Origin of the sequence: Pseudodesulfovibrio sp. S3 (assembly GCF_004025585.1) — a bacterium.
Classification (GTDB): domain Bacteria; phylum Desulfobacterota; class Desulfovibrionia; order Desulfovibrionales; family Desulfovibrionaceae; genus Pseudodesulfovibrio.
The window spans coordinates 207,300-229,895 of record NZ_QTZO01000005.1 but is presented as its reverse complement, the minus strand read 5'-3'; the positions used below and the strand labels follow the sequence as shown (position 1 = coordinate 229,895).

The window sequence follows — 22,596 nt, the reverse complement described above, 5'->3', positions numbered from 1 at the left end:
GCCAGATTCAAGGATATTCCATGCGTGCCTATGCCGTCATAACCGCCGTGTTCCTGCTCATGGCCTCCATTCTGGTCCTACCGACTCCAGGCCGGGCCGAAGCACCCGTCATCCCCTGCCGCCCGATCAAGGAATTCCCGCACGACGCAGGCACATCGACTCAGGGACTCTTCTGTTTTGACAACAAGTTCTATGAATCCTCGGGCGGCTACAATCGCTCTTTCCTGGCCGTGGTCGATCCGGAAACCGGCCGCCATATGCAAACCGTGGCCTTCAGCCCAGACCACTTCGCCGAAGGCATGGCCCCCTTCGAAAACTCGCTGTATCTGCTCACCTGGCAATCAGGCGTGGGATACATCTACACCCTGGCCGGGCTGGAACCTGTCAGCAGGTTTGCCTACCGCAAGACATTCGAGACCGTCGAAGGATGGGGACTGGCTTTCGATTCGGATCATTTCATTCTTTCCTCCGGTACAGCCCAACTCCGTTTCCACGACCCCAGGACCTTCGAATTGATCGCGGTCAAAGACGTCACGGACGGGGACAAGCCCGTTCCAAGGCTCAATGAATTGGAATATGTAGAGGGTCTGATCTATGCCAATATCTGGAAATCCGACCTTGTGGCCATAATCGATCCGGCCTCCGGCCAGGTCAGGGCGTGGCTGAACCTGGACCCGCTGCGCAGCCGCATCGACGAAAAAAGCGGCGTGGCCAACGGCATCGCCTATGACGCAAAGGGCAAACGGCTCTTTGTCACCGGCAAACATTGGGACAAGCTGTTCGAGATAGAAATCCCGAAGTTATGACGCCTTTCTGTAGGCCCACCACAAATACCCGATTCCAAACAAGATCATGGGCATACAGAGCAACTGCCCCATGGACATCCAGTTGAGGGCCACAAACCCCAGATGTCTGTCCGGTTCGCGGACGAATTCAACCAGAAAGCGGAAGACGCCGTAACCGAGCAGGAACACTGCGCCTACGCACCCTTTGGGCCTGGGTTTGGCCGAATACCACCAGACAATGATGAAGAGGAGCACACCTTCCAGACCGGCTTCGTAGAGTTGCGAGGGATGCCGGGGCAGGCCTCCTGCGCCGGGGAACGGCATGGCCCAGGGCAGATCAGTATACCGGCCCCACAACTCCGCGTTGATGAAGTTCCCCAAACGTCCGAAAAAGAGACCGGGCGGCACCAGAGGCGAAACAAAATCCCCCACCTCGACAAAGGACATGCCGTTGAGTCGGCCAAAAATCCAACAGACAAAAAGTACGCCGATCACCCCGCCGTGAAAGGACATGCCCCCTTCCCAGACTGCGAACATCTTGAGCGGGTTGGCGATGAAATAGGAAAAATTGTAGAACAGGACGTATCCGAGCCTGCCGCCGACCACCACCCCGAGGATGGCCCAGGTGATGAAGTCGTCCATCAGCTTGGGGGACATCTTGTTCCAGGGTTTGGAGGCCCTGTACCGGCCCAGGAGCCAGCCCGACAGGATGCCGAAAACGTACATCATGCCGTACCAGCGCAAGGAGAGCGGGCCTATGGAAATCATGGTAGGATCGAATTGGGGATACTGGAGCATGGAACGGATCTCCGTCTGTGATGTCTTTCTTTGTTTTCTTCAAAAAATCAGGTACGCTGTCGCATAGCGAACAGGGTGTCTCTTTTTTTACCGCCCCGTCAACCCCAAAACGTGGTGTCATGAAAAAGCAACCGGATATTGACATATTGGAAATGCCCGTGGAGGGCCTGGCCGCTTATTGGCTGTCCATCAAGAAAATCATGGATGCCAAGAAAGGGCGCTCCATCCTGGACGAAGAGATCGCCAGCGCCACGGAACCGTATATCCTGCACCTGCTGGATACGGTCTTCTCGAAATTGGATACCGCCCTGGTGCGGAGACTGGCGGAAACCAAGCGGGACATCCAGCTTGACGACTACCGGACCAAGATCGACCTCATGCGATTGGCCATCTACGCCATCGCATCAGGCGAAAACCCCCGCATCACATTGGTCCGCATGGACTCCAAGTTCGCGCATCCCCTGATGACCGAGGACCGCGCCTTTGACATGGCCACCTCCATGTTCGACGCCATCAAGCCCAAGGGGGTCGACATGACCACCCTGCTTTCCGTGAACCACAAGCTGAAGGCCGATCGCCTGCTGGTCAAACTGCTGTTTTTCGTCATGTACGCCCGCCGCGAAGGACGGCAGAACATGGACAGGTTCATCCCGTTCCTGGGGTCCCGGTTCTTTTCCGAAGGAATTTCCCTGGCCATCGACAACTTCGAAGCCGATTTCCTGGCCAACCACCTGGAAAACATCCGAGACAGAGTCGTGATGGAAACCGCCCGCAAAATGGACATGGCCCTGGAAATGGCTCTGGGCATTCGAGAAAAAATGGCCTATGACGACATTTTCCGTATAGCCAGGGCGTATATGCCCTGAACGACGAGGATGACATGCGTAAACTCACCTTATTCATATTGACAATGGCCCTTTTCCTGGCCTCTGCATGCCCGGCGGCCGCTTCGGCCAGAGGCGGAGACCGGAACTTTGAACGGGCGTGGCGGGTCTTCTCCAACAGCCAGACCGACAAGGCCTTGGAATATTTCAAGAAGGCCGCTCAGGAATATACCCAGGCCCTTCAGGAAGATCCGCCGAGCAGGACCATGCGTTTTCCTTCCACCCTGATCAAGGCGGGTATATCCTTCTACTATGCCGGAGACTACGACCAGTGCATCAAGACCATGAAACTGGCCGCCCGCAAGGACGAGCGCATATGGGAAGGTGACATCTACACGGCCCTTTCCCACGCCAGACAAGGAGATGCGGACGCCGCCATGAAGTCCCTTCAGTTGTTCCTCGACTCCATGTCCTCGCAACGATTCATCACCAATGAAGTAATCAGCCAGATGCCCGGCATGAAAGATGGCTCCGTCCCGCTGGCGAACGGCATGGAGCTCATCGAGCAATCCGTGCAGAGACAGATCGTGGACAATGTCGTCAAAACCAAAAATCGCCGGGCTGGTCCCATACCCAAGGAACAGTGCAGCGGTCCCTACTGGTGGCGCATGAGCGCATCTCCCTGCAGCACGGCCAGTTCCAGCTACGATTAGACACCATCATGGGCTTGACGAACCCGCAGGAATGTACAACGATTACCAAACTTCAAACGACAACGCCGAAGCATTCATGACCACGGACACAATAGATATACCACTAGAACACCTCCGCGCCTTCACCAAAGATGACATAAACGCCATGCCTCTCCGCCATTACGAGGGGGAGGTCAAGGTCATCCGTACGGAGGAGGCCTGCATCGAGGCCATCGAAGAGATGCAGGGCCACCCCCTTCTGGGCTTCGACACCGAGACTCGGCCCGTGTTCAAGAAAGGCAAGAAGCCGGGGCCGCCAGCCATTCTCCAACTGGCCACGGGCGACTGCGTCTACGTCTTCCAGATAAGCATCCTGCCGCTGAACAAGGCGTTGTGCGGATTATTGTCCGACCGCCAGATCGTCAAAACCGGCGTGGCCGTGCGCGATGACATCCTGGGGCTGCAAAAACTCGCCCGGTTCAAACCGAGTGGCTTCGTGGACCTTTCCGACATCACTTCCAAGGCCAACATGCAGACACACGGCCTGCGCAACATGGCCGCCAACCTCCTGGGTTTCCGCATTTCCAAATCGGCCCAATGCTCCAACTGGGCCAAGGAAAAGCTCACACGGCAACAGATACTCTATGCCGCCACCGACGCCTGGATCAGCCGCGAACTGTATCTCGCCCTTGATGACCTCGGCCTGACCTAGCCTTTTTCTCCGCCCCGCTCCCGATTCGGGCCATGGCATGTATCGTGCAAACTCCGTAGGGCAGGAAAAACCTGCCTTTCCTCATGCCGTTAGCATGATGGTCTGTCGCGAGTATATGACTACATAAACTGGATATACGGGATTAATCAGTGAATCAGCGACATTCCTGCACATCAGCAGGTCACCCAACGGTACTCCCCATGAAGATCGGCAGGAGGGACAGGTCGTGAAGCGGATCGCCTGGGTCGGTGGACAATATTTCAATCCTCGTCAGGTAAAGGAATTCGGCTTCGACGTCATCAACATCCCCCTTGACGAGTCAACGCCCCTGAGCTGGAACGATATTACAGACCGGTGCAGCGGGGAACCCGACCTGGTGCTCTATGCCGACCGCAGCGTGCCGCCGCCGCTCATCGGCATCGAGAGATTCCCCTGCCCCACAGCCTTCTATGCCATTGATTCGCACATACACTCCTGGTATCCCATGTATGCCCAAGCCTTTGACCTTGTGGCCGTGTCCCTGCGCGACCACATGCCCAGATTCCGCCAGCGGCTGACGCACGATCAGGTCATCTGGCTGCCGCCCTATCCGCTGCGGGACGAGCAGCCGCCCGATACACCGCCAGCCAAGGAATGGGATCTGCTCTTCGTCGGCAATGTGGACCGGGAAACCACGCCCGTCCGGTACGAATTCCTCAGGGAGCTCAAGGCCAGACTGCCCAATCTGACGGTCATGAAGGGCGAATTCGGGGAACTCTTCCCACGCGCCCGAGTGGTCCTGAACATCGCCGAACACAATGATCTCAACTTCCGCGTGTTCGAGGCCTTGGCCACCGGATCCTGCCTGGTCACGCCCGAAGTCGGCCACGGTCAGTCCATGCTCTTCGAGGACGGTACGCATCTGGTCACCTACCCGCCCAACGACATGGATGAGCTGATTGCCATTGTCTGCGATCTGCTGGGAGACAAGGCCAAAAGGGAAACCATCGCCCGCAACGGCCATGCCGAAATCGAGGCGAAGCACCGGGCAAGACACCGGGCAGCGACCCTGCTCGAAGCCCTGAACGCCATTTCCGAGGCCGTGGTCAAGACCCGGCTGAACACGGCGGACTACATCCACACCAAATATCTCAAGGTGGTCTATCTGCTCCTGGCCGAAGCCTACGGGGATACCGAACTGGGCAGGCAATACCTCACAGCGGCCCTTCAATCCAAAGCTAGTATTCGCCGCTGAAATCCGGCAGTTTGCGGTTCTGCTTGCGCTGGCTCGTACGCTGCTTGCGCTCCAACCGCTTCCGCTTGGCCGACTTGGGAATCCGTGTTTCCTTTCGCGGAATCACCGGCTTGAGCGCCCATTGCAGGAGTTCCACGAACCGCTCTATGGCCGAATCCTTGTTGGACTTCTGACTGCGGAAGACCTGGCTGGAAATCTGGAGCACACCGTGCTTGTCGATGCGCCTGCGCAACTTGCCCTTGACCGCCACCTTCTGCAATTCGGTCAGGCTGGGAGATTCCTCCACGTTGAAAAGCAGGGTCACCCGCGAATCGGTGGTATTCACGTGCTGACCGCCAGGCCCGGAGCTGCGGCTGGTGATGAAGCGTATCTCTTCATAAGAAATGACGATTTTCGGTGTGATGCGGAGCATGACCACAAATTGCCACGACTTGCCCTTTGGGGCAAGCTCTTACTCATTGACACTTGGGCGGTTTTCTCTACAATCCCCTGCACCAAAACCAAACGAGGTATCCATCATGTCCAAAGAATGCCCCTGCGGGTCCGGCCTGGATCACACCAAGTGCTGCACCCCATATATTTCCGGAAAGACCCCGGCCCCAACTGCCGAGGCGCTCATGCGCTCCCGCTACTCCGCCTATGTGTTCAAGGAGATCGACTATCTCAAGGCGACCCTGGCGCCAGAAGCCCTGGAAGGCCACGACGACAAGTCCGTACGCGAATGGGCCGAGTCTGCAGAGTGGTTGGGATTGACCATCCACGACACCTGGGCCGGACAGGAAGGCGACGAGGCGGGCATCGTGGAATTCTCCGCCAACTACGCCATCGACGGCGAAGAGCAGACTCACCGCGAACGCAGCGAATTCAGGAACGAAGGCGGCAAGTGGCTCTACGTGGATGGCCACATGGTCTCCGGCCCGCCGGTTCGCAAGGAAAAGAAGATCGGCCGCAACGAGCCCTGCCCCTGCGGATCGAACAAAAAATACAAGAAGTGCTGCGGACGATAAACGGCGTACCTTGACGGCGCATCTGCGCCGCTTTTGACAGCCAGATCACTGCCAGGAACAAAAAAGGAACCGCTCCATGGAGCGGTTCCTTTTTTATCGTTCTGTACTCAAGCGATTATTTACAGAGCTTCTGCATGGCGGTCTTGATCCCGTTGGTGTCGATGCCGAGCATGTGCCGCAGTTCCTTTTGCGTACCGTGCTCGATGAACTCATCGGGGATGCCAAGCAATTTGATTGACTTGCCGTGTAGGACGTCATGCTCGGTGAGAAGCTCGAGCACGGCGGAACCGAACCCTCCTGCCAGGGCGTTTTCCTCCACCAGCAGAATACGGTTGAACCGACCGGCCAGATCCAGGATCTGCTTTACGGGCAGGGGCTTGACGAACCGCGTATTGAAGACCGCCACGTCCACCCCGGATTTTTCCAGTTCCATGGCCGCCTCCACCGCAGGGTAGACGCGGGAACCGAGGGTGATGATCACGCCGTCCTTGCCTTCGCGCATGAGTTCGCCCTTGCCGATGGCGATCTTGCGCGGATTGGCGGACACCTTGGCGCCGACCCCGGTGCCGCGCGGATAACGCATGGCGCAGGGACCGTCATAGGCAAAGGCCGTGGCCATCATCTGGGCCAGCTCGGCCTCGTCCTTGGGGGCCATAAGCACGAGGTTCGGGATGTGGCGCAGGTAGCTCAGGTCAAAGGCTCCGTGATGAGTAGCCCCGTCCTCGCCGACCAGACCACCTCGGTCCAGGAAGAAATTCACGTTCAGGTTCTGCAGGCAGACATCGTGGATTATCTGGTCATAGGCGCGCTGCATGAAAGTGGAATAAATGGCCACCGCAGGCTTGAATCCCTGGGTTGCCAACCCGGCGGCAAAGGTGACCGCATGCTGCTCGCATATCCCCACGTCCACGAATCGTTCCGGATAATTCTGACGGAAGCATTCGGTCCCGGTTCCCTCGGGCATGGCCGCGGTAATGGCGAATATCCTGTCGTCCTTCTGTGCCAGGGAGCACAGGGTGGACCCGAAAATGGAGGTGTAGGAAGGAAGGCCGGAACCGGAGAACTTGCGGGCCAAGCCGGTCTCCGGGATGAACTCGCCCACCCCGTGATAATGGGACGGATCGGATTCGGCTGGCTCATACCCCTTGCCCTTCTTGGTCATCACATGGACAAGCACGGGTTTCTTAAGCTGCTTTATCTCTTCGAAAACCTTGACCATCTTGGCTGTGTCGTGGCCATCGATGGGACCGACATAGGTGAAGTGGAACGCCTCGAACAGGATACCGGGGGTGAAGAAGGACTTGACCGAGTCCCCGTACCGCTTGGCGTATATGGCCAGATCGCCGCCGATCTTGGGTATGGTGCCGAGCAATCCTTCCACATCGGCCTTGAGCCGCTGCAAAAACGGAGTGGTCATCTTGCGGCTCAAGAACTGGGACAACGCGCCGACGTTCTTGGAGATGGACATCTCGTTGTCGTTCAGGACCACCACCATCTTGCGCCCCAGATCGCCCGCCTGGTTCAGTCCCTCGAAGGCAAGCCCGGCGGTCAGGGAACCGTCGCCGATGACCGCCACGACCTCATGATCTTCACCCTTGAGGTCGCGGGCCATGGCCATGCCCAGGGCAGCGGAAATGGATGTGGACGAATGGCCCACGCCAAAATGATCGTATTCGGATTCCGCCATGCGCGGAAAGCCGCTGAGCCCGCCCTTCTGGCGCAAGGAGGGGAACGCTTCCATCCGGCCGGTGAGCAGCTTGTGCGCGTAGGCCTGATGACCGACATCCCAGACCAGCTTGTCCCGCTCGAGGTCAAACGACCGGAACAGGGCCAGGGTCAGCTCAACCACGCCGAGGGAAGGGGCAAGATGTCCGCCGTGGTCGGAGACCTGACTGATGATGACATCCCGCAATTCCTGGGCAAGGATGTCTATCTGATCCCCTTCCAGTGCACGAACGTCGCCGGGCCTGGTTATCTTGGACAGAACGGTTGTTTTTTTCGGATCTTTAATCATAGGGGCAAAATACTATTCCAATCAATACACCCTGTCTACTATGTATCGGGCCAATTGCCACAGGAACTCCTGCTCGCTCCCATAGTAGCCGGACAGATGCTTCAGGGCCTCGTCAATGTAGTCCCCGGCCAGTTCCTTGCTCTTTTCCAAGCCCATGAGCGCCGGATAGGTGGACTTGCCCATGGCCTCGTCACTCCCTGCGGGCTTGCCCAGGGTCGCGGTGTCACTGACCACGTCGAGCACGTCGTCCACGATCTGGAAGGCCACGCCGATATTGCGTCCGAACTCGCGGGCATTGTCGATGTCGCATTCCGCTGCACCGGCCAGTATGGCCCCGCACTCGCAGGCCGCAGTGATGAGCGCCCCGGTCTTCATGGCATGCATCTGCTGCAATTCCTCGAGCGGCACCCCGGTACGACCCGTGAACTCCATGTCCACGGCCTGGCCGCCGACCATACCGCCTGCACCGGCCGCCCTGGTCAGGGTAAAGATTGCCCGCATCACCCGGTCTGCCGGCAAGCCGTTCACAATGGAAGCCGCAGACATCAGTCCGAAGGCCTCGGTCAGCAGTCCGTCACCGGCCAGGATAGCCGTGGCTTCGTCGAACTGCTTGTGGTTGGAGGGCTTGCCGCGCCGCAGATCGTCGTCGTCCATGGCCGGAAGATCGTCGTGGATCAGAGAATAGGTGTGGATGCACTCCAGGGAAGCGGCAAAGGGCATGACCTTGTCCGGTTTCCCCCCGAGCAGGGAGGCCCAGGAAAGGAGCAGCACTGGTCGAAGCCGCTTGCCTCCGGCCAGCAGGGAATATTCCATTGCCGCCAACAACCGGGAAGGAATGCCCCGATCCCGCAGGCAGGTGACCAGAAACTCCTCGACGGCGGCGGCACGCTTTGCCAGTTGCTCCTTGACCTTCACTACGCTTCCTCCGGGTCGGCGGCCAGGGATTCCAGGGCATCAAACTCCCGGACCAGCCCTTCGGACACGATTTTAACGTCATGCCGAGCGGTTTCCAACTGCTTTCCGCACGCCTTGACCAGTTCCAACCCCTCCTTGTACAGGGCCACGCCCTCTTCCAGGGGCAGATCGCCGCGTTCCAGCTTCTCGACCACGAGCTTGAGCCGTTCCAACCTGTCTTCAAAAGTCTCTTTCGCCACGGGTTCCTCCAGCAGCAGAACTAATCAATAATATATTATTCTAACACCTTGAAATCATCACATTCAAATAAAACCTCAGGATCCACCACTTGCCCCAAGGCAAAGATGCTCAGGTGCAGATGGGCACCGTTCACCCGGCCCGTGGCCCCCGACAAACCGATCTTCTGCCCAGCATCAACCATATCCCCTTCCCTGACAAGCATCCTGGACATGTGACACGACATGGATATCAATCCATTGCCATGGTCGATCCACACCGCATTGCCAGCATAATAAAAGTGGCCCGTAAGAACAACTCTGCCTGCGGCTATGGCATGGAGCGGCGTGCCTTCCCAAGCCCTGAAATCCAACCCGGTATGGCGGCTTTTGGTCTCACCGTTGAACACCCGGTGCAGACCGAAGCGACTGAGCATCTTGCCCTTGACCGGCCTGACGAATGGTATATTCCAGAACCGTTCGGGGGACACGGTGTCCAGTACGGCCAGAACCTGCTCACGCTCACGTTCGATACGGGCCAACTCGGTCGCGGGCGGCTTGACCATCTTCGGCGGCACACTCAGGGTCTCCTGACCCCAGGCCGACTCCACCACCTCGATATCCCGGGAAAACCGTCGTTCGTGCCCCCAAATATCGGCGATCACCTCCAGGGTGTAGGTCCCGACATCCTGGCGCAAACCTATGCCGAGCAGGAGCATGGCCCCGGACTTCCCGTCCCACCAGGTTACCGCCGGCTGCACGGTCTTTTCGTTCCAGACCACCCGGAGGTTCTCCAGAGGATACCAGGTGCTGATACGGACCAGAAAAGGCTTGCCTATCCCAACCTGCTCCGGCGCAAAGACGTCCACCATATCTCCTGCCAGCGAGAGGCAAGGAAGGCAGACCAAGAACACCAGAAAGGCCAGTGTGGGCCCGAGGGGTTGTTTTTTTAGCATAAATTAATCAATAGCCTACTATTGCAGCATGTTATCAGCAGAGTTTTTGAATAAAGGCGCTGGATCGACCAGCTTGCCCAGGACCGATACGGAAAAATGCAGATGCGGTCCTGTGGCCCGCCCGGACTGACCGGACAACCCGATGGCCTGACCGCGCTGGACCTTGTCCCCCTCCTTGACGATGGGCTTGGACAGATGGAAATACATGGTCACCACGCCGTTGCCGTGGTCGATGTACACGGAATTGCCCGCATAGTAATGATCGCCCACCAGGATGACCACGCCGTCGGCAGCCGCCTTGACCGGGTTGCCCATGGGGGAGCGCAGGTCCTGTCCCCGATGGGGATTCTTGGGCGTGCCGTTGAGGATACGCTTCAATCCGTACAAGCTGGACACCTCGCCCTCCACCGGACGTTCAAGGGGCAGCCGCCACAATCTCTGGGCCGAGACCGTGTTCTTGGCCGCCGTGGTCAGCTCCCGTTCGGCAGCAATGCGGTCATAGACGTCCTGTGGCGGCGTGACCATGCCCGGAGGCAGCGTCAGCTCCTGTTTCGGATACTCCACCGACGTGACCTGAACAGAACGGCGCAGGGTATTCTCCTTGCCGTCCACCGAGGCGATGACGGACAAATCCTGCTTGCCCGGCTTGGCGTCGATGACGTCCGTGCCGAGCATGACCAGGGCCACATGACGGTTATTCCAAACCGAAATGGACGGTACCACTTCCTTGCCCAGCCAATGCACGGACACCGAATCCAGGGGCTGATCCGAGGTCAGACGGACCAGGAACGGCTGGCCCACGCCCACCCGGCCCGGCGCAGCCAGAATCAGGGCGGACCCGGCATGGACGGGAGCGGCCTCGCTGGCAGCGGAAGCATCCTTCGGCAGGACGAGGCCGATGTCATCTCCCTCTTGCAGCCCGAAATCCTGGGCCGTCCCGGACACGGGAATCATGGGTAGGGCCAAAATGACTACCAGGAACAAACTCAGAAAAAACCGTTTCATCAATACCCCTATGCGTCGGTTGGTTTGGTATCGGTCACCGTGGCCGCAACGCGACCGTCTCGGACCCTGATATCAAGTGCGTCGCCCTTCGTCACCCCTTTAGGGTCACGCAGGAATTTACCGGTCCCGACCACCTGCACCAGGGCATAGCCCCGCTCCAACGGCGCTTCCGGGTCCAGGCCACGCAGCACGGTCTCAAGCAGGGCCAGTTCACGGCCCTTTGCCTCCGCAGCATGGTACGCCCCCTTGTCCAGCCGTTGACTCAGCCCGGAAAGCCCGTCCGTCAGGCCCTCCACCCGGCTTGGACCAAAGGCCCTCGACAGCCGGTACGCCACCCCGGCCACGTCCCGGCCGAGGTTGTCCAGCCGCTCCGGCCCGAACGCACGGTCCAGACGGTCCGCAGCCTGCGTGGCATTCCCGGCACAATCATAATAGTGATCCAGTCCGGCTCCCTGAAGCCGGGCCATGAGCGCGGAGAACCTGTCCTCCATCCGCTCCAGCCGCCGTTTGGGGGAGAGCCACACCATGGCCTTGCGCAGATTCTCGAACTGGCCGTCCTTGCCGGACAGCCAGTTTCCGTAAGCCCGGTTCAACCCCATATCGAGCACGTCCAGTTTCTGGGCCAGGGTCTCACGCCGGGGCCACAACTCCTGGGCCGCATGGCTCGGCGTGGCCGCACGCTTGTCCGCAACGAAATCCGCTATGGACACGTCCGGTTCATGCCCCACGCCCGTGATGACCGGCAGTCTGGCCCGGTAAATGGCGTCCGCCACTTCCTCGGTATTGAAGGCCCACAAATCCTCCAACGACCCGCCGCCGCGAATGAGCACGGCCACCTCGGCCCAACCCTCGGCATCCACCTGATCCAGGGCCTCGGCGATCTGCCAGGGAGCACGTTCACCCTGCACCAGACACGGATAAATACGAATTTCCGCCCCGGTGCCGCGCGTCTCCGCAATGCGCAGAAAATCCCGGATGGCCGCGCCGGACCGGGAAGTGATCACCGCCACCCGCCTCGGGTCACGGGGCAACGCAAGCTTGCGGTCTTCGTCGAAATACCCTTTTGCGGCCAGCTTTTTCTTGAGCGCCTCAAAGGCCACCGCCAGATCGCCCACGCCCTGACTCTGGACCAGTTCGGCCACCAACTGGTACTGACCGCGCGGCTCGTACACGTTGAGCCTGCCTGCGCACAGCACCTCCATGCCGTCCTCTATCCCGCTGCCGCTCAAGGCCGTGCCGCCCTGCTCCTCCTCGATCTCTCCGGTCAGCGGATTGACCGTGTCCCCACCCCGCTTCACCGGCTCCGACGACATCTGCGAGGACTTGAACCAGACCACGGACAACGCCGCATCCCCGTCCGAAAGCGTAAAATACACATGCCCGCTGGCCGGGCGCGCAAGATTGGTCACCTGGCCGCGCACCCACACGAACGGGAACTCCGCCTCAAGCAGGTTCTTGACTGATCGGGTCAGCTCACTGACGGTCAGGATGTTGGACAAAAGGCCTCCGGCGGCTGGGGGGAAGGGAGAGAAAACTTTTTGAAAAAGGTTCTTCTCTCCCTTCCCCCCAGACCCCCTATCCCTCTCTTTCCAAAAATTTTTGGTGCCGCTTCGCGGGTGTCGAGAGTCGAATGGGGGCTTATATTTTAATAAGTTAACGTTAGCTTCCCGGTTTTCATCTTACTCCGACGCGATAACCGCGCCTGCGCCGATCATGATGGTGCCGGCGGTGCGGTTCATGACCTTCCACAGCCGCGTCGATCGAATCGCATTGCGGCCCCTGGAGGCCAGCCAGGCGTAGACCAGGGGAACCGTGGCGATGATCGGCACGATGATGGAGATCACCAGGATGATGTCCGAACCGGTCAGTTCGCGCATGTTCACGAAACCGGGCAGGAAGCCGCAGTAAAAGGCGATGGCCTTGGGATTGCCCATGGTCACGCACAGGCCGGTCAAAAAGCTCCTTCCGGGCCTGACCGCCATGGGGCAGGCATCCCCCTGACTGGCCGAGGGCTTGGCCAACCAACAGTTGACGCCCATGTAGACGAGGTAGGCGGCACCCGCCCATTTGAGCACCACGAAATACGGACCGATCTGCGAGGCCACCCAGCCCATGCCGAACAGGGCCGTGAGCAGGTAGCCCACATCGCCGAGCGCCAGGCCGCAAGTAAAGCTCGCTCCGGCCTTGAATCCCCGCGCCAACGACTGGGCGACCACGGCAGAAATACCGGGGCCGGGAATGCAGGCGAAAACAAAGGTGGCCAGTGCCAAGGCGATTCCGCTTTCAAGAGTCATTTTCTCTCTCCCAAACTATTCGTTATCCGATTAAAGGCAACCTAGCACCCCCCTCCTCACGCTTCAACCGTAAAGCTAAGGGAGAGGGAATGCCTCCCCCTCTGGACTCCCCCTTCCAAACTTTTTGTGTGCCTTCGGCAAGGGTGTGCGAGCGCGTTCAGGTCTAGCCTCTTTGCCCATAGTTCTTGGCAAAAGCGCACAGGTATTTCCCTCCACTCTCCTCGCGCAGCGACCCAAAAAGTTTAGGGAAATGAGGGGATGTGGGGCCGGAGGCATCAAAAAAACCCCGGCGCGGGGTTCCGCGCCGGGGTTTTGGTATCAATGAACGTGCGGAATCTAGGCTATTTCCAGACCCCAGTTATTCCAAATCTGCTTGCGCCAGGCAATGAAGGCTTCGGCGAAACCGTCGAGGGGCAGTTCGATTTTTTCGCCGGTCTTGCGGTCCTTGGCCTCGATGATGCCGCTTTTCAACCCCTTGCCGCCGAGCACCAACTGCATCGGGTAGCCGATCAGGTCGGCTTCGGCGAATTTGACGCCGGGACGCTCGTTGCGGTCATCGAAAGCCGCGTCCACACCAAGGTCCATAATGGTCCCGTAAAGCTCTTCGGCCTTGTCGACCACGTCCTGATCCTTGCCGCCAAGGGATATCAGGCAGACCTCGAACGGGGCGATGGAGGGCGGAAAGATGCAGCCGTTTTCGTCGTTGTTCTGCTCGATGGCAGAGGCCACGATGCGGGACACGCCGATGCCGTAACAGCCCATGACCATGGGCTTGGACTTGCCGTTCTCGTCCAGGAAGGTGGCTTCCATTTTCTCGGAGTACTTCAGGCCGAGCTTGAAGACATGGCCCACTTCGATACCCTTGGTGAACTCGATCCTGCCGCCGCATTCCGGGCAGGGATCAGTGGGGTCAATGACGCGCAGATCGGCGTATTTCTCGATGGTGCAGTCACGACCCAGGGCGAGATGCCGCACATGGGTATCGCCCTTGTTGGCCCCGGCCACCCAGTCGGTGGCGGTGAGCAGTTCGTGATCGGCAAAGACGGGCACGTCCTTGTCCAAACCGGCAGGACCGGCAAACCCGACAGGGGCGTTGGTCAGTTTCTTGACCAGGGCCTCGTCGGCAAGCTCGATCTCGTTGCCGCCGACCAGGTTGCGCAGCTTGACGTCGTTCACTTCGCGGTCGCCGCGCACCAGGGCGGCCACGGGCTTGCCGTCCACGATAAAAAGCAGGGTCTTGACCAGCTTGTCGGCGGTGATGCCGAGGAAGGTACAAACCTCCTCCACGGTGTGCGAACCGGGAGTGGCCACTTCCTCGAGGGCAGGCACGGCGGACTCGTCGCAGACTGCGCCCTTGGGCGGCGAAACCTTTGCCTTTTCCAGGTTGGCCCCGAAGTCGCAGGACAGGCAGGAGGCTATGGTGTCCTCGCCGGTATCGGCCAGGACCATGAATTCATGGGAGAAGTCGCCGCCAATGGCCCCGGAATCAGCCTGAACCGGCTTGAAGCGCAGCCCGATGCGGGAGAACGCAGCCTTGTAGGCGTTGAACATGTCGTAGTAGGACTTTTCCGCGCCCTCCTCGTCCTTGTCAAAGGAATAGGCATCCTTCATGATGAATTCGCGGCCGCGCATGAGGCCGAAACGGGGACGGATTTCGTCGCGGAATTTGGTCTGAACCTGATACAGGTTGACCGGCAGTTGCTTGTAGGACTTGATCTCGCCGCGCACCAGATCGGTGATGACCTCTTCATGGGTGGGTCCGAGACAGTAGTCACGGTCGTGCCTGTCCTTGAAACGAAGCAGTTCCTTTCCGTAGTAGTCCCAGCGCCCGGTCTCCTTCCAGAGGTCGGCGGGCTGGACCATGGGCAGGAGTACTTCCAGGGCTCCGGCGCGGTCCATCTCCTCACGCACGATGGCAGCGACCTTGTTGATGGAGCGCAGGCCCAACGGCAGGTAATTGTAAATGCCGCTGGTCAGCTTGCGGATCATGCCCGCGCGCATCAGAAGCTTGTGGGAGACCACCTCGGCGTCCGCCGGGTCTTCCTTGAGGGTCGGGACGTAATAACGGGAAAGACGCATTTATTCACTTCTCCTTTCTTCCAGGAATTTATCGATTTCCTTCATGAATTCCGGCAACAGGTTGTCGCTGCCCCGGACCTTGCGGACGATCTCGCCCTTCTTGAAAATTATGCCCAGATCACGGCCTCCGGCAATGCCGATATCCGCTTCCCTGGCCTCTCCGGGGCCGTTGACCACGCACCCCATGACAGCCACGGTGAAGACCTCTTCCACCCCTCGAAGGGCCGCCTCCACCTGTTCGGCCAGCTCGATCAGGCCGATCTCGGTTCTTCCGCAGGTGGGGCAGGATATAATCTCCGGGCCACGTTCACGCAAGCCCAATGATCGCAGGATTTCATAGGCCACGCCGATCTCGGCCACCGGATCGTGGGTCAGGGACACGCGCAGGGTGTCGCCGATACCGTCATGCAGCAGGATGCCCAGTCCTACAGCGGACTTGACCGCTCCGCGCACCAGGGTTCCGGCCTCGGTGATGCCGATGTGCAGCGGGTAGTCCACCTTTTCCGACATGATCCGGTACGCCTCGACGGTTTTCAGGACCGACGAGGTCTTGAGCGAAATCTTGATGTCGTTAAAACCGCGCTTTTCGAGCATGGCCACGTGACGCAGACCGGATTCCACCATGGCCTCGGGCGTGGGACCGCCATGGTGCCGGAGCAGGTCCTTTTCGAGGGAACCGCCGTTGACGCCGATGCGGATGGGGGTGCCGTGGGCGAGTGCAGCCTTGACCACGATGTCCACCTTGTTTTCGTCCCCGATATTGCCGGGATTGATACGCAGGCCGTCGAACCCCGCCTCCAGGGCGGCCAGGGCCAGACGGTGGTCGAAATGGATGTCCGCAATGAGCGGCACCGGGGACTGCTCGCGGATGGCGGCCAGCTTGGCGGCTGCGGCTTCGTCGGGCACGGCCAGACGCACGATCTCGCACCCGGCCTCGGCCAGTTGGTTGATCTGGGTCACCGTTGCCAGGACGTCGCGGGTGTCGGTGTTGCACATGGACTGGACGCGAACAGGGTTGTCCCCGCCGATGCCCACACCGCCTATACTCATGGATCGTGTCTGCTTGCGTTGCATAAGAATTTGCACGTTACGCAATTTCCCTATACAAGCCAAGTGGCCCAGTCTCGTTAAAAATCGAGGGTATTTATAATTGAATCTTCGTCAGACTTTCTGCATTTTATACTAACAGTATCAACCTTCAACCGACGAGTGAGTCAGCCATGAAAATCAATGTCAGAGTAAAAATCCTTCTGTCGTTTGCACTTTCGCTCTTTTTGCTCTGCGCTGCCATTCTTGCGGTCAGTCTTACATCCATTTACAACGATTCCGTAGAATACAGCCAGACGTCTGCCGCCGGTCAGTTGAAGCACATCGACGGCACAATCTCCATGTATATTCAGGAGACCCTCAACAACACGGTCATGATGGCAGAAGACCCGCGCGTCCTCAGGGTGGATGAAATCCTGACCAATTACCTGGACCCGAACAAGGAATACAAGACCACCGATCCCGAGCCTGGAGATCACCTCGGACGCGAGATCCGCGGCCTCTACACGATGATTCTCAAATCCCATCCGAACTACAAGGATTGCTATCTGGGAACCAGCAACGGCGCCTTCATCATCGGCGGAAACGACCCTCTGCCAGCCGGGTATGACCCCCGCAAGCGCCCCTGGTATCAGAAGGCAACCGCCACCCCGAGCAAGGCCGTCATCTCCGAAGCCTATGTATCCACCACCAACGAGGCCATGATCAGCACGGGCAAGGCTGTCCTTGACGGCAACAAAGTGGTGGGCGTGACCGCCATGGACCTCTCGCTGGCACAGTTGACCAAGCTCATCGAACAGGTCAAGCTCGGAAAAACCGGCTACGTCATGATGGTGCAAGATGACGGCGTGGTCATCGCCGACCCCAAGAACACCGTCAATAATTTCAAAAAGATAGGCGAATTGGGCGATGACCTGTACCGCAAGGCGTTCTCCATGGAAAACGGAGCCGCCGAAGGCGTCATCAAAGGCGTGGACTACATGGCCGTAGTGCACACTTCGCCCCAACTCAAATGGAAATTCATCGCCTTCATCGAGACGTCCGAGATCATGGCCCCGGTCTGGTCCAACGCCCTCAACGCCACAGTATTGTCGATCCTGGCCCTGATAGTCATCGCCGTATGCATATGGTTCTACATGAACGGCCTGCTCATCAAACCGCTGGACCAGATCGTCCGGGCACTCGGCCTTGCGGCCAATGGAGATTACACCACTCGGGTCGATGTGTACCGCTCAGACGACATAGGCGCGATCTTCCAGGCGCTCAACGACATGTCGGACAAGCTTTCCTCTATCGTCGGCGAGGTCGTGGACGGCAGCTCCCGCGTAGCCTCGGGCAGTGAGGAGCTTTCCGGCACCTCGAAGTCCCTGTCCCAGGGCGCGACCCAGCAGGCTGCAGCACTTGAGGAGGTCTCCTCCTCCATGGAAGAGATGGCGGCCAACATCAGGGCCAACGCGGAAAATGCCCGGACCACTGAGTCCATCGCCACCAAGGCGTCGGAAAACGCCCGTGTCGGCGGTGTGGCCGTGAACGAAACCGTTTCGGCCATGCAGGAAATTGCCGAAAAGATCTCCATTGTCGAGGAGATTGCGCGCCAGACCAACCTCCTGGCCCTGAATGCGGCCATTGAAGCGGCCAGGGCCGGTGAACACGGCAAGGGCTTTGCCGTGGTCGCGGCTGAGGTCCGCAAGCTGGCCGAACGCAGCGGACATGCCGCCGCCGAGATCAGCGAACTCTCCTCAACCAGCGTGGAAGTAGCGGTCAAGGCGGGTGATCTGCTCCGGGACATGGTCCCCGACATTGAAAAGACTGCGGAACTCATCCAGGAAATCACGGTGGCCAGCAACGAGCAGAATACCGGTGCCGAGCAGATCAACGCGGCCTTGCAGCAGCTTGATCAGGTGGTCCAGCAGAACGCCGCAGCTTCCGAAGAAATGGCCTCCACATCCACAGACCTGGCCAGCCAGGCCCACGGCCTGCAACAGATCATCTCGTTCTTCAAGGTGCAGGGCGGAAGGCAGGAACAGGTTCGGCGAATGCCATCGGCTCCAAAGACAAAGGCCCAAATAAGCAAGCCACGGAAGCCGAAACCCCTGGCCCCGGCAAAACCCGCTCCCGCAAAGGAGACCGGCGGCTTCGACCTGTCCATGGACGATCCGGACGACGGTGATTTCGAACGCTTCTAGTCAGTTTCGAAGAACACAATACAACGGCCCTGTTCCATGATGGACAGGGCCGTTTTCTTCATGAAACGCCACCGACGTTCAGGACGCAACGTATGTCAGACAGGCTCCGACCATGATAAGCGACACGCCAACCACACGCGGCAAATGGAGGGACTCGCGCAGTACCAGCCATCCCAGGCCGACCCCGACGACAAGACTCAACTGCCGCAATGCACCGACGTACGTGACCTTGCCCATATTCAACGCCATGAGCATGAGGACAAATGAAAGCGTGTTCAATACCGAGACAGTGAGGATGCTCCATTTGTTCCGTTGCCATTCCTTTACGACGGCAACACGGTCAAGCCGTCGCAGCAGTGGCAGAAAATACGCACAGGACGCCAATGTATAGCAGTACATGTAGATGAACGGGTGGATATGCAGGACGGCTTCCTTGCCCCACAGCGTATAGAGCGCCACAAAAAAAGCCGCGGCCACGGCGAACAGCAATCCCGAACCGCTGTTCCGGCTCCCCCTGAACAGACCGGACAGGCTGAACTCCTTCATCTGCACGACGAGAACACCGACCGTAACGAACACAACGGAACACCAGCCAACACCATCAATGCTTTCCTGAAATACCAGATATGCCAGAAACGGAAGAAACAACGTGCTGGAACGCGACACGGGATACGCAATGGAAAGATCAAGGCGTTTGTAGCTGTTGGCGAGACAGTAATAATTCACCACGGAGAGGAGTGTGCCGACACCTGCGAACCAGAGGGATGCCGGGTCAAGGCCCCATTTGCCGACGGCCACGGCAAAAGGGATTGCATAGATGACCGGCTCGGCCATTTTACTCAGGCCGAGAAAAGCGTCCTTGTTTTGCGCCCGCTTCAAGAGGAAGTTCCAATACCCATGCGCAATGGATGAGAGGATCACGAGAAGAAATGGAAGTTCCTGCATACCCTTTTACAATGTCCCCGGTTTCAATTCAGCAGATGTGCCCCTATCATCCTCTTTCCTCACAAAATGTAAAGATGTCCGTTCGATGCAAGTAAGGCATACTGCGCCCCCACTGGCACGGCCCGGCGCCATAAAAATACTGTTCCGAGGTCCCATACATGCTTATACTGGGCGGGAAAATCGGAGGACGCCATGCGTACCGGGAGACCATCCACACTCTGTCTGCTCTGCCTGCTCTGCCTGTTCGCGGCAGGACAAGCCATTGCGCAGGACGCCTCCATTTTTACTTCGGCTCCGCCCGAAATCCTCGACTGCATGGATTCCAAACTCGATGCAGACCTCATGGAGCAGGTCCGGGCAGGGATCAGGCCAAAGGAACGAAACTCACGAAAAATGATCCGGGAAGCCTATGAGTCCTGCCTGTCCGCTGGAGATTATCCGAAATATTCCCGATACGACGGCCCGCTGTTCGACGCCATGAGCCAGATCGACGAAACCGTGGACATGGACGCGGCCATCAGGAACGTCCGGGAAGCCGGAGTAGACAAGCTCGCCCTGTTCGCCCGCAGTAGCAAGCGGTTGCATGACAATGAACTGGCCGTGATCGATATGGCAAAGCGCAACCCGGACCTGATTGTGCTCGGCGCACCCAAGTTCTTCCAATTGTCGGAGGATGTCTCCGACAGGTACATCTCTGCCACGGTGAACGGCATCCGAGGGCACGGCTACCGGTTCATCGGCGAATTGCTCTACACTCACGGTGACAAGCAAACCGGGAAAAGATACGAGGCTGGCGAGCGGTATGTGGACCCATCCAAAACCGGAACCGCCAAACTTCTCGAAGCGATAGCACCCCTGAACATCCCCTTCATGGCCCACTGGGAGCCCTACGCGCCCGAACGCGACTTCCCCCGCTTTCACGCGCTCTATTCCGCCTGGCCCGACCAGACCTTCCTGCTGCCGCACATGGGATTTGCTTCCGCCCAACAACTGGACGAATTCATGCGCCGACACCCGAACCTCTTTCTGCTGACATCCAAGAAAGAACGGTACATGGACGACTTTGCCGACCCCGAAAAGCAGCGGATGATCGGTCAGGCCATGCTGGATGGCGACCTGCTCAGGCCCGAGTGGAAGGAACTCCTCATCCGCTACCAGGACCGCATCCTGTTCGCCACTGACCCGCACATGAAAAAGCTCTGGATGAAGTATGGAGATGCGGTCGGAAGGCAGCGGCTCATTCTCGGACAGCTCCCCCGCGACGCGGCCGAAAAAATCGCCTATAAAAATGCGGAAAGGATGTACGGTGTTCGTCTCAACGACACATGGACGGTACGATAGTTTTCGCACCAGAAAGGGAAAAAGCCCCGACTCGCATGAGCCGGGGCTTTTCATTTGTCGTTTGCCGACGGCTATTCTTCGTCGGTCTTCTTCTCTGCAGCGGCTTTCTTGGCCTTGGGCTTGGGCGGGGTGCCCTGCTCGATCCAGGTGACCTTTGCTGCCATGGGTTTGCGGTGCGTGTCGTTCATGGTCAGGCACTTTGTCGGGCAGTTGTCCCGGCAGTAGCCGCAGGAGATGCAGGCGTGCGGATCGCACTGCCAGGTACCGGCCTGTTTGTCCACGGTGATGCACTGGCTGGGGCATTTGCGTTCGCACATGCCGCAGAAGATGCACTTTTCGATGTCAATGACCAATTCACCACGGAAGTTGGGAAACGGCTCGCGTACCACGAACGGGTAGTTGCGGGTGGCGGGCTTCTTCAGCAGGTTCTTGATGACGGTAGGTGTAAACAACATACGGTCCTCCTAGCGTTCGGTGCAGCTGATGCACGGGTCGATGGCCAGCACGATGACCGGCACGTCGGCCAGTTCGCAGCCAGGCAACATATGCAGGAGCGGCGGGATGTTGGCGAACGTGGGGGTACGGATGCGCAGGCGGTCCAGATGCTTGGTGCCGTTGCCCCTGATATAGTAGACGCACTCGCCGCGCGGCTGTTCCACGCGCATGTAGACTTCACCTTCCGGCGGATTGCCCTTGACCTTGGCGGCCAGGTCGCCTTCAGGCAGCTTGCTGATGGCCTGGCGAACCAGGTCGATGGATTGACCGACTTCCCGGAAGCGGACTGCGGAACGGGCCCAGCAGTCGCCGGATGTCTCGATGACCGGTTCGAAGTCCAGCTCCGAATAGGCGCCGTAGCCGAGCATACGCATGTCGGATGCGACACCGGAACCGCGCAGGGTGGGACCGGCGGCGCCGAGGATGTAGGCGTCGTCCTTGGACATGTAACCCACGCCCACGGTACGGGCCTTGACCGAGTAGTCGTTCATGATGGTGTCCTGCATTTCACGGACTTCTTTCTCCACGATTTCCAATTCGCTGAGAATCCAGCGAAGCTGATCCGGGGAAAGGTCTGTGCGGACGCCGCCGATGATGTTGACGGACACGATGACGCGGCTGCCGGCGGTGGCTTCGTTGATGTCCATGATGCGCTCGCGAACCTTCCAGAACTGCATGAACAGGGCTTCGAAGCCGAAGGCGTCGGCAAACAGGCCCAGCCAGAGCAGATGGGAATGCATGCGGTGGAGTTCGCTCCAGATGACGCGCAGCATCTCGGCGCGGGCCGGGACTTCGATGCCCATGAGTTCCTCGATGGACTGCGAGTAGCAAGTGCCGTGGATCATGGAGCAGATGCCGCACACGCGTTCGCACACGGTGATCATCTGATGATAGTCGCGGATTTCGGCCAGCTTTTCCAGGCCACGATGGACGTAGCCCAGTGCCGGAATGGCCTCCTTGACGATCTCGTCCTCGACCTTGAGGGTCAGGTGGACCGGCTCGGGAAGGACGGGATGCTGCGGGCCGAAGGGAATTACGGTAGTAGCCATTTC

22 protein-coding genes are annotated in these 22,596 nt (G+C 58.9%); 8 read left to right on the top strand and 14 right to left on the bottom strand.

All coding sequences use genetic code 11. The annotated features are described in order from the left end of the window. Positions 1-20 precede the first annotated feature (20 nt). The gene (locus DWB63_RS08000; RefSeq protein WP_128328293.1) at positions 21-806 is read left to right on the top strand and encodes a glutaminyl-peptide cyclotransferase; all 786 of its coding nucleotides are present in this window, start codon (positions 21-23) and stop codon (positions 804-806) included. On the opposite strand, the gene lgt is transcribed toward DWB63_RS08000, so the two are convergent. Continuing rightward, positions 801-1,583 carry a prolipoprotein diacylglyceryl transferase gene (lgt, locus tag DWB63_RS07995; RefSeq protein ID WP_128328292.1) on the bottom strand — a complete coding sequence of 261 codons (783 nt, stop codon included), beginning with the start codon at positions 1,581-1,583 and terminating at the stop codon, positions 801-803. The two genes, DWB63_RS08000 and lgt, sit on opposite strands and share 6 nt — an antisense overlap. 119 nt (positions 1,584-1,702) lie before the next feature. Between lgt and DWB63_RS07990 the strand changes: the two genes are divergently transcribed. The 4 genes from DWB63_RS07990 to DWB63_RS07975 all read left to right on the top strand — a co-directional run bounded on the left by DWB63_RS07990 (position 1,703) and on the right by DWB63_RS07975 (position 5,045). After that, on the top strand, positions 1,703-2,449 hold the full coding sequence (locus tag DWB63_RS07990; RefSeq protein WP_128328291.1) for a hypothetical protein: 747 nt from the start codon (positions 1,703-1,705) through the stop codon (positions 2,447-2,449). Positions 2,450-2,463: 14 nt separating this feature from the next. After that, positions 2,464-3,120, top strand: a complete 657-nt coding sequence (locus DWB63_RS07985) for a hypothetical protein (protein WP_128328290.1) — start codon at positions 2,464-2,466, stop codon at positions 3,118-3,120. A 76-nt stretch (positions 3,121-3,196) separates the two neighbouring features. Next, complete coding sequence (locus DWB63_RS07980) at positions 3,197-3,811, top strand: 3'-5' exonuclease (RefSeq protein ID WP_128328378.1); 615 nt, start codon at positions 3,197-3,199, stop codon at positions 3,809-3,811. A 226-nt stretch (positions 3,812-4,037) separates the two neighbouring features. After that, positions 4,038-5,045, top strand: coding sequence for a glycosyltransferase (locus DWB63_RS07975; RefSeq protein ID WP_128328289.1), 1,008 nt, complete (start codon positions 4,038-4,040; stop codon positions 5,043-5,045). Here DWB63_RS07975 and arfB read toward each other — a convergent pair. After that, positions 5,029-5,457, bottom strand: a complete 429-nt coding sequence (gene arfB / locus DWB63_RS07970; protein WP_128328288.1) for an alternative ribosome rescue aminoacyl-tRNA hydrolase ArfB — start codon at positions 5,455-5,457, stop codon at positions 5,029-5,031. The genes DWB63_RS07975 and arfB overlap by 17 nt on opposite strands. Before the next feature lie 106 nt (positions 5,458-5,563). Between arfB and DWB63_RS07965 the strand changes: the two genes are divergently transcribed. Next, the gene (locus DWB63_RS07965; protein ID WP_128328287.1) at positions 5,564-6,052 is read left to right on the top strand and encodes a YchJ family protein; all 489 of its coding nucleotides are present in this window, start codon (positions 5,564-5,566) and stop codon (positions 6,050-6,052) included. A 115-nt stretch (positions 6,053-6,167) separates the two neighbouring features. On the opposite strand, the gene dxs is transcribed toward DWB63_RS07965, so the two are convergent. The 9 genes from dxs to ispG form a co-directional block, all read right to left on the bottom strand. Beyond that, positions 6,168-8,066: a 1-deoxy-D-xylulose-5-phosphate synthase gene (gene dxs / locus DWB63_RS07960; protein ID WP_128328286.1), complete on the bottom strand. Its 1,899-nt coding sequence runs from the start codon at positions 8,064-8,066 to the stop codon at positions 6,168-6,170. Between the two features lie 21 nt (positions 8,067-8,087). Next, positions 8,088-8,981: a polyprenyl synthetase family protein gene (locus DWB63_RS07955; protein WP_128328285.1), complete on the bottom strand. Its 894-nt coding sequence runs from the start codon at positions 8,979-8,981 to the stop codon at positions 8,088-8,090. Continuing rightward, positions 8,981-9,220 carry an exodeoxyribonuclease VII small subunit gene (gene xseB / locus DWB63_RS07950; protein WP_128328284.1) on the bottom strand — a complete coding sequence of 80 codons (240 nt, stop codon included), beginning with the start codon at positions 9,218-9,220 and terminating at the stop codon, positions 8,981-8,983. The genes DWB63_RS07955 and xseB overlap by 1 nt, the downstream gene beginning before the upstream one ends. 35 nt (positions 9,221-9,255) lie before the next feature. Then, on the bottom strand, positions 9,256-10,068 hold the full coding sequence (locus DWB63_RS07945; RefSeq protein WP_164879816.1) for a M23 family metallopeptidase: 813 nt from the start codon (positions 10,066-10,068) through the stop codon (positions 9,256-9,258). Between the two features lie 102 nt (positions 10,069-10,170). Beyond that, positions 10,171-11,157, bottom strand: coding sequence for a M23 family metallopeptidase (locus DWB63_RS07940; RefSeq protein WP_128328282.1), 987 nt, complete (start codon positions 11,155-11,157; stop codon positions 10,171-10,173). Between the two features lie 8 nt (positions 11,158-11,165). Then, positions 11,166-12,656 (bottom strand): exodeoxyribonuclease VII large subunit, encoded by a 1,491-nt coding sequence (xseA, locus tag DWB63_RS07935; protein WP_128328281.1) that lies wholly within the window; start codon positions 12,654-12,656, stop codon positions 11,166-11,168. Positions 12,657-12,836: 180 nt separating this feature from the next. Further along, positions 12,837-13,451: a LysE family translocator gene (locus DWB63_RS07930; protein WP_128328280.1), complete on the bottom strand. Its 615-nt coding sequence runs from the start codon at positions 13,449-13,451 to the stop codon at positions 12,837-12,839. A 336-nt stretch (positions 13,452-13,787) separates the two neighbouring features. Continuing rightward, positions 13,788-15,530, bottom strand: coding sequence for a proline--tRNA ligase (locus tag DWB63_RS07925; protein ID WP_128328279.1), 1,743 nt, complete (start codon positions 15,528-15,530; stop codon positions 13,788-13,790). Next, on the bottom strand, positions 15,531-16,604 hold the full coding sequence (ispG, locus tag DWB63_RS07920; RefSeq protein WP_128328377.1) for a flavodoxin-dependent (E)-4-hydroxy-3-methylbut-2-enyl-diphosphate synthase: 1,074 nt from the start codon (positions 16,602-16,604) through the stop codon (positions 15,531-15,533). Between the two features lie 146 nt (positions 16,605-16,750). Between ispG and DWB63_RS07915 the strand changes: the two genes are divergently transcribed. Continuing rightward, positions 16,751-18,763: a methyl-accepting chemotaxis protein gene (locus DWB63_RS07915; RefSeq protein WP_128328278.1), complete on the top strand. Its 2,013-nt coding sequence runs from the start codon at positions 16,751-16,753 to the stop codon at positions 18,761-18,763. A gap of 78 nt (positions 18,764-18,841) precedes the next feature. Here the strand turns inward: DWB63_RS07915 and DWB63_RS07910 are convergent, their stop codons facing one another. Further along, positions 18,842-19,708, bottom strand: coding sequence for an EamA family transporter (locus DWB63_RS07910; protein WP_128328277.1), 867 nt, complete (start codon positions 19,706-19,708; stop codon positions 18,842-18,844). Between the two features lie 192 nt (positions 19,709-19,900). Between DWB63_RS07910 and DWB63_RS07905 the strand changes: the two genes are divergently transcribed. After that, a complete protein-coding gene (locus DWB63_RS07905; RefSeq protein WP_128328276.1) occupies positions 19,901-21,049 on the top strand; it encodes an amidohydrolase family protein in 1,149 nt (382 codons plus the stop codon). A gap of 71 nt (positions 21,050-21,120) precedes the next feature. On the opposite strand, the gene DWB63_RS07900 is transcribed toward DWB63_RS07905, so the two are convergent. Both DWB63_RS07900 and DWB63_RS07895 read right to left on the bottom strand, forming a co-directional pair. After that, complete coding sequence (locus tag DWB63_RS07900) at positions 21,121-21,504, bottom strand: 4Fe-4S binding protein (RefSeq protein ID WP_128328275.1); 384 nt, start codon at positions 21,502-21,504, stop codon at positions 21,121-21,123. Between the two features lie 9 nt (positions 21,505-21,513). Then, positions 21,514-22,593, bottom strand: a complete 1,080-nt coding sequence (locus DWB63_RS07895) for a nickel-dependent hydrogenase large subunit (protein ID WP_128328274.1) — start codon at positions 22,591-22,593, stop codon at positions 21,514-21,516. Positions 22,594-22,596 lie beyond the last annotated feature (3 nt).

Excerpts from the sequence above, each read along its gene's own strand:
- DWB63_RS07925 (WP_128328279.1), bottom strand. The coding sequence starts at position 15,530 with ATGCGTCTTTCCCGTTATTACGTCCCGACCCTCAAGGAAGACCCGGCG.
- DWB63_RS08000 (WP_128328293.1), top strand. The coding sequence starts at position 21 with ATGCGTGCCTATGCCGTCATAACCGCCGTGTTCCTGCTCATGGCCTCC.
- DWB63_RS07910 (WP_128328277.1), bottom strand. The coding sequence starts at position 19,708 with ATGCAGGAACTTCCATTTCTTCTCGTGATCCTCTCATCCATTGCGCAT.
- DWB63_RS07985 (WP_128328290.1), top strand. The coding sequence starts at position 2,464 with ATGCGTAAACTCACCTTATTCATATTGACAATGGCCCTTTTCCTGGCC.
- DWB63_RS07965 (WP_128328287.1), top strand. The coding sequence starts at position 5,564 with ATGTCCAAAGAATGCCCCTGCGGGTCCGGCCTGGATCACACCAAGTGC.
- DWB63_RS07915 (WP_128328278.1), top strand. The coding sequence starts at position 16,751 with ATGAAAATCAATGTCAGAGTAAAAATCCTTCTGTCGTTTGCACTTTCG.
- DWB63_RS07980 (WP_128328378.1), top strand. The coding sequence starts at position 3,197 with ATGACCACGGACACAATAGATATACCACTAGAACACCTCCGCGCCTTC.
- DWB63_RS07905 (WP_128328276.1), top strand. The coding sequence starts at position 19,901 with ATGCGTACCGGGAGACCATCCACACTCTGTCTGCTCTGCCTGCTCTGC.
- lgt (WP_128328292.1), bottom strand. The coding sequence starts at position 1,583 with ATGCTCCAGTATCCCCAATTCGATCCTACCATGATTTCCATAGGCCCG.
- DWB63_RS07895 (WP_128328274.1), bottom strand. The coding sequence starts at position 22,593 with ATGGCTACTACCGTAATTCCCTTCGGCCCGCAGCATCCCGTCCTTCCC.
- arfB (WP_128328288.1), bottom strand. The coding sequence starts at position 5,457 with ATGCTCCGCATCACACCGAAAATCGTCATTTCTTATGAAGAGATACGC.
- DWB63_RS07900 (WP_128328275.1), bottom strand. The coding sequence starts at position 21,504 with ATGTTGTTTACACCTACCGTCATCAAGAACCTGCTGAAGAAGCCCGCC.
- ispG (WP_128328377.1), bottom strand. The coding sequence starts at position 16,604 with ATGCAACGCAAGCAGACACGATCCATGAGTATAGGCGGTGTGGGCATC.
- DWB63_RS07930 (WP_128328280.1), bottom strand. The coding sequence starts at position 13,451 with ATGACTCTTGAAAGCGGAATCGCCTTGGCACTGGCCACCTTTGTTTTC.
- DWB63_RS07945 (WP_164879816.1), bottom strand. The coding sequence starts at position 10,068 with ATGGTGGACGTCTTTGCGCCGGAGCAGGTTGGGATAGGCAAGCCTTTT.
- DWB63_RS07990 (WP_128328291.1), top strand. The coding sequence starts at position 1,703 with ATGAAAAAGCAACCGGATATTGACATATTGGAAATGCCCGTGGAGGGC.
- DWB63_RS07940 (WP_128328282.1), bottom strand. The coding sequence starts at position 11,157 with ATGAAACGGTTTTTTCTGAGTTTGTTCCTGGTAGTCATTTTGGCCCTA.
- dxs (WP_128328286.1), bottom strand. The coding sequence starts at position 8,066 with ATGATTAAAGATCCGAAAAAAACAACCGTTCTGTCCAAGATAACCAGG.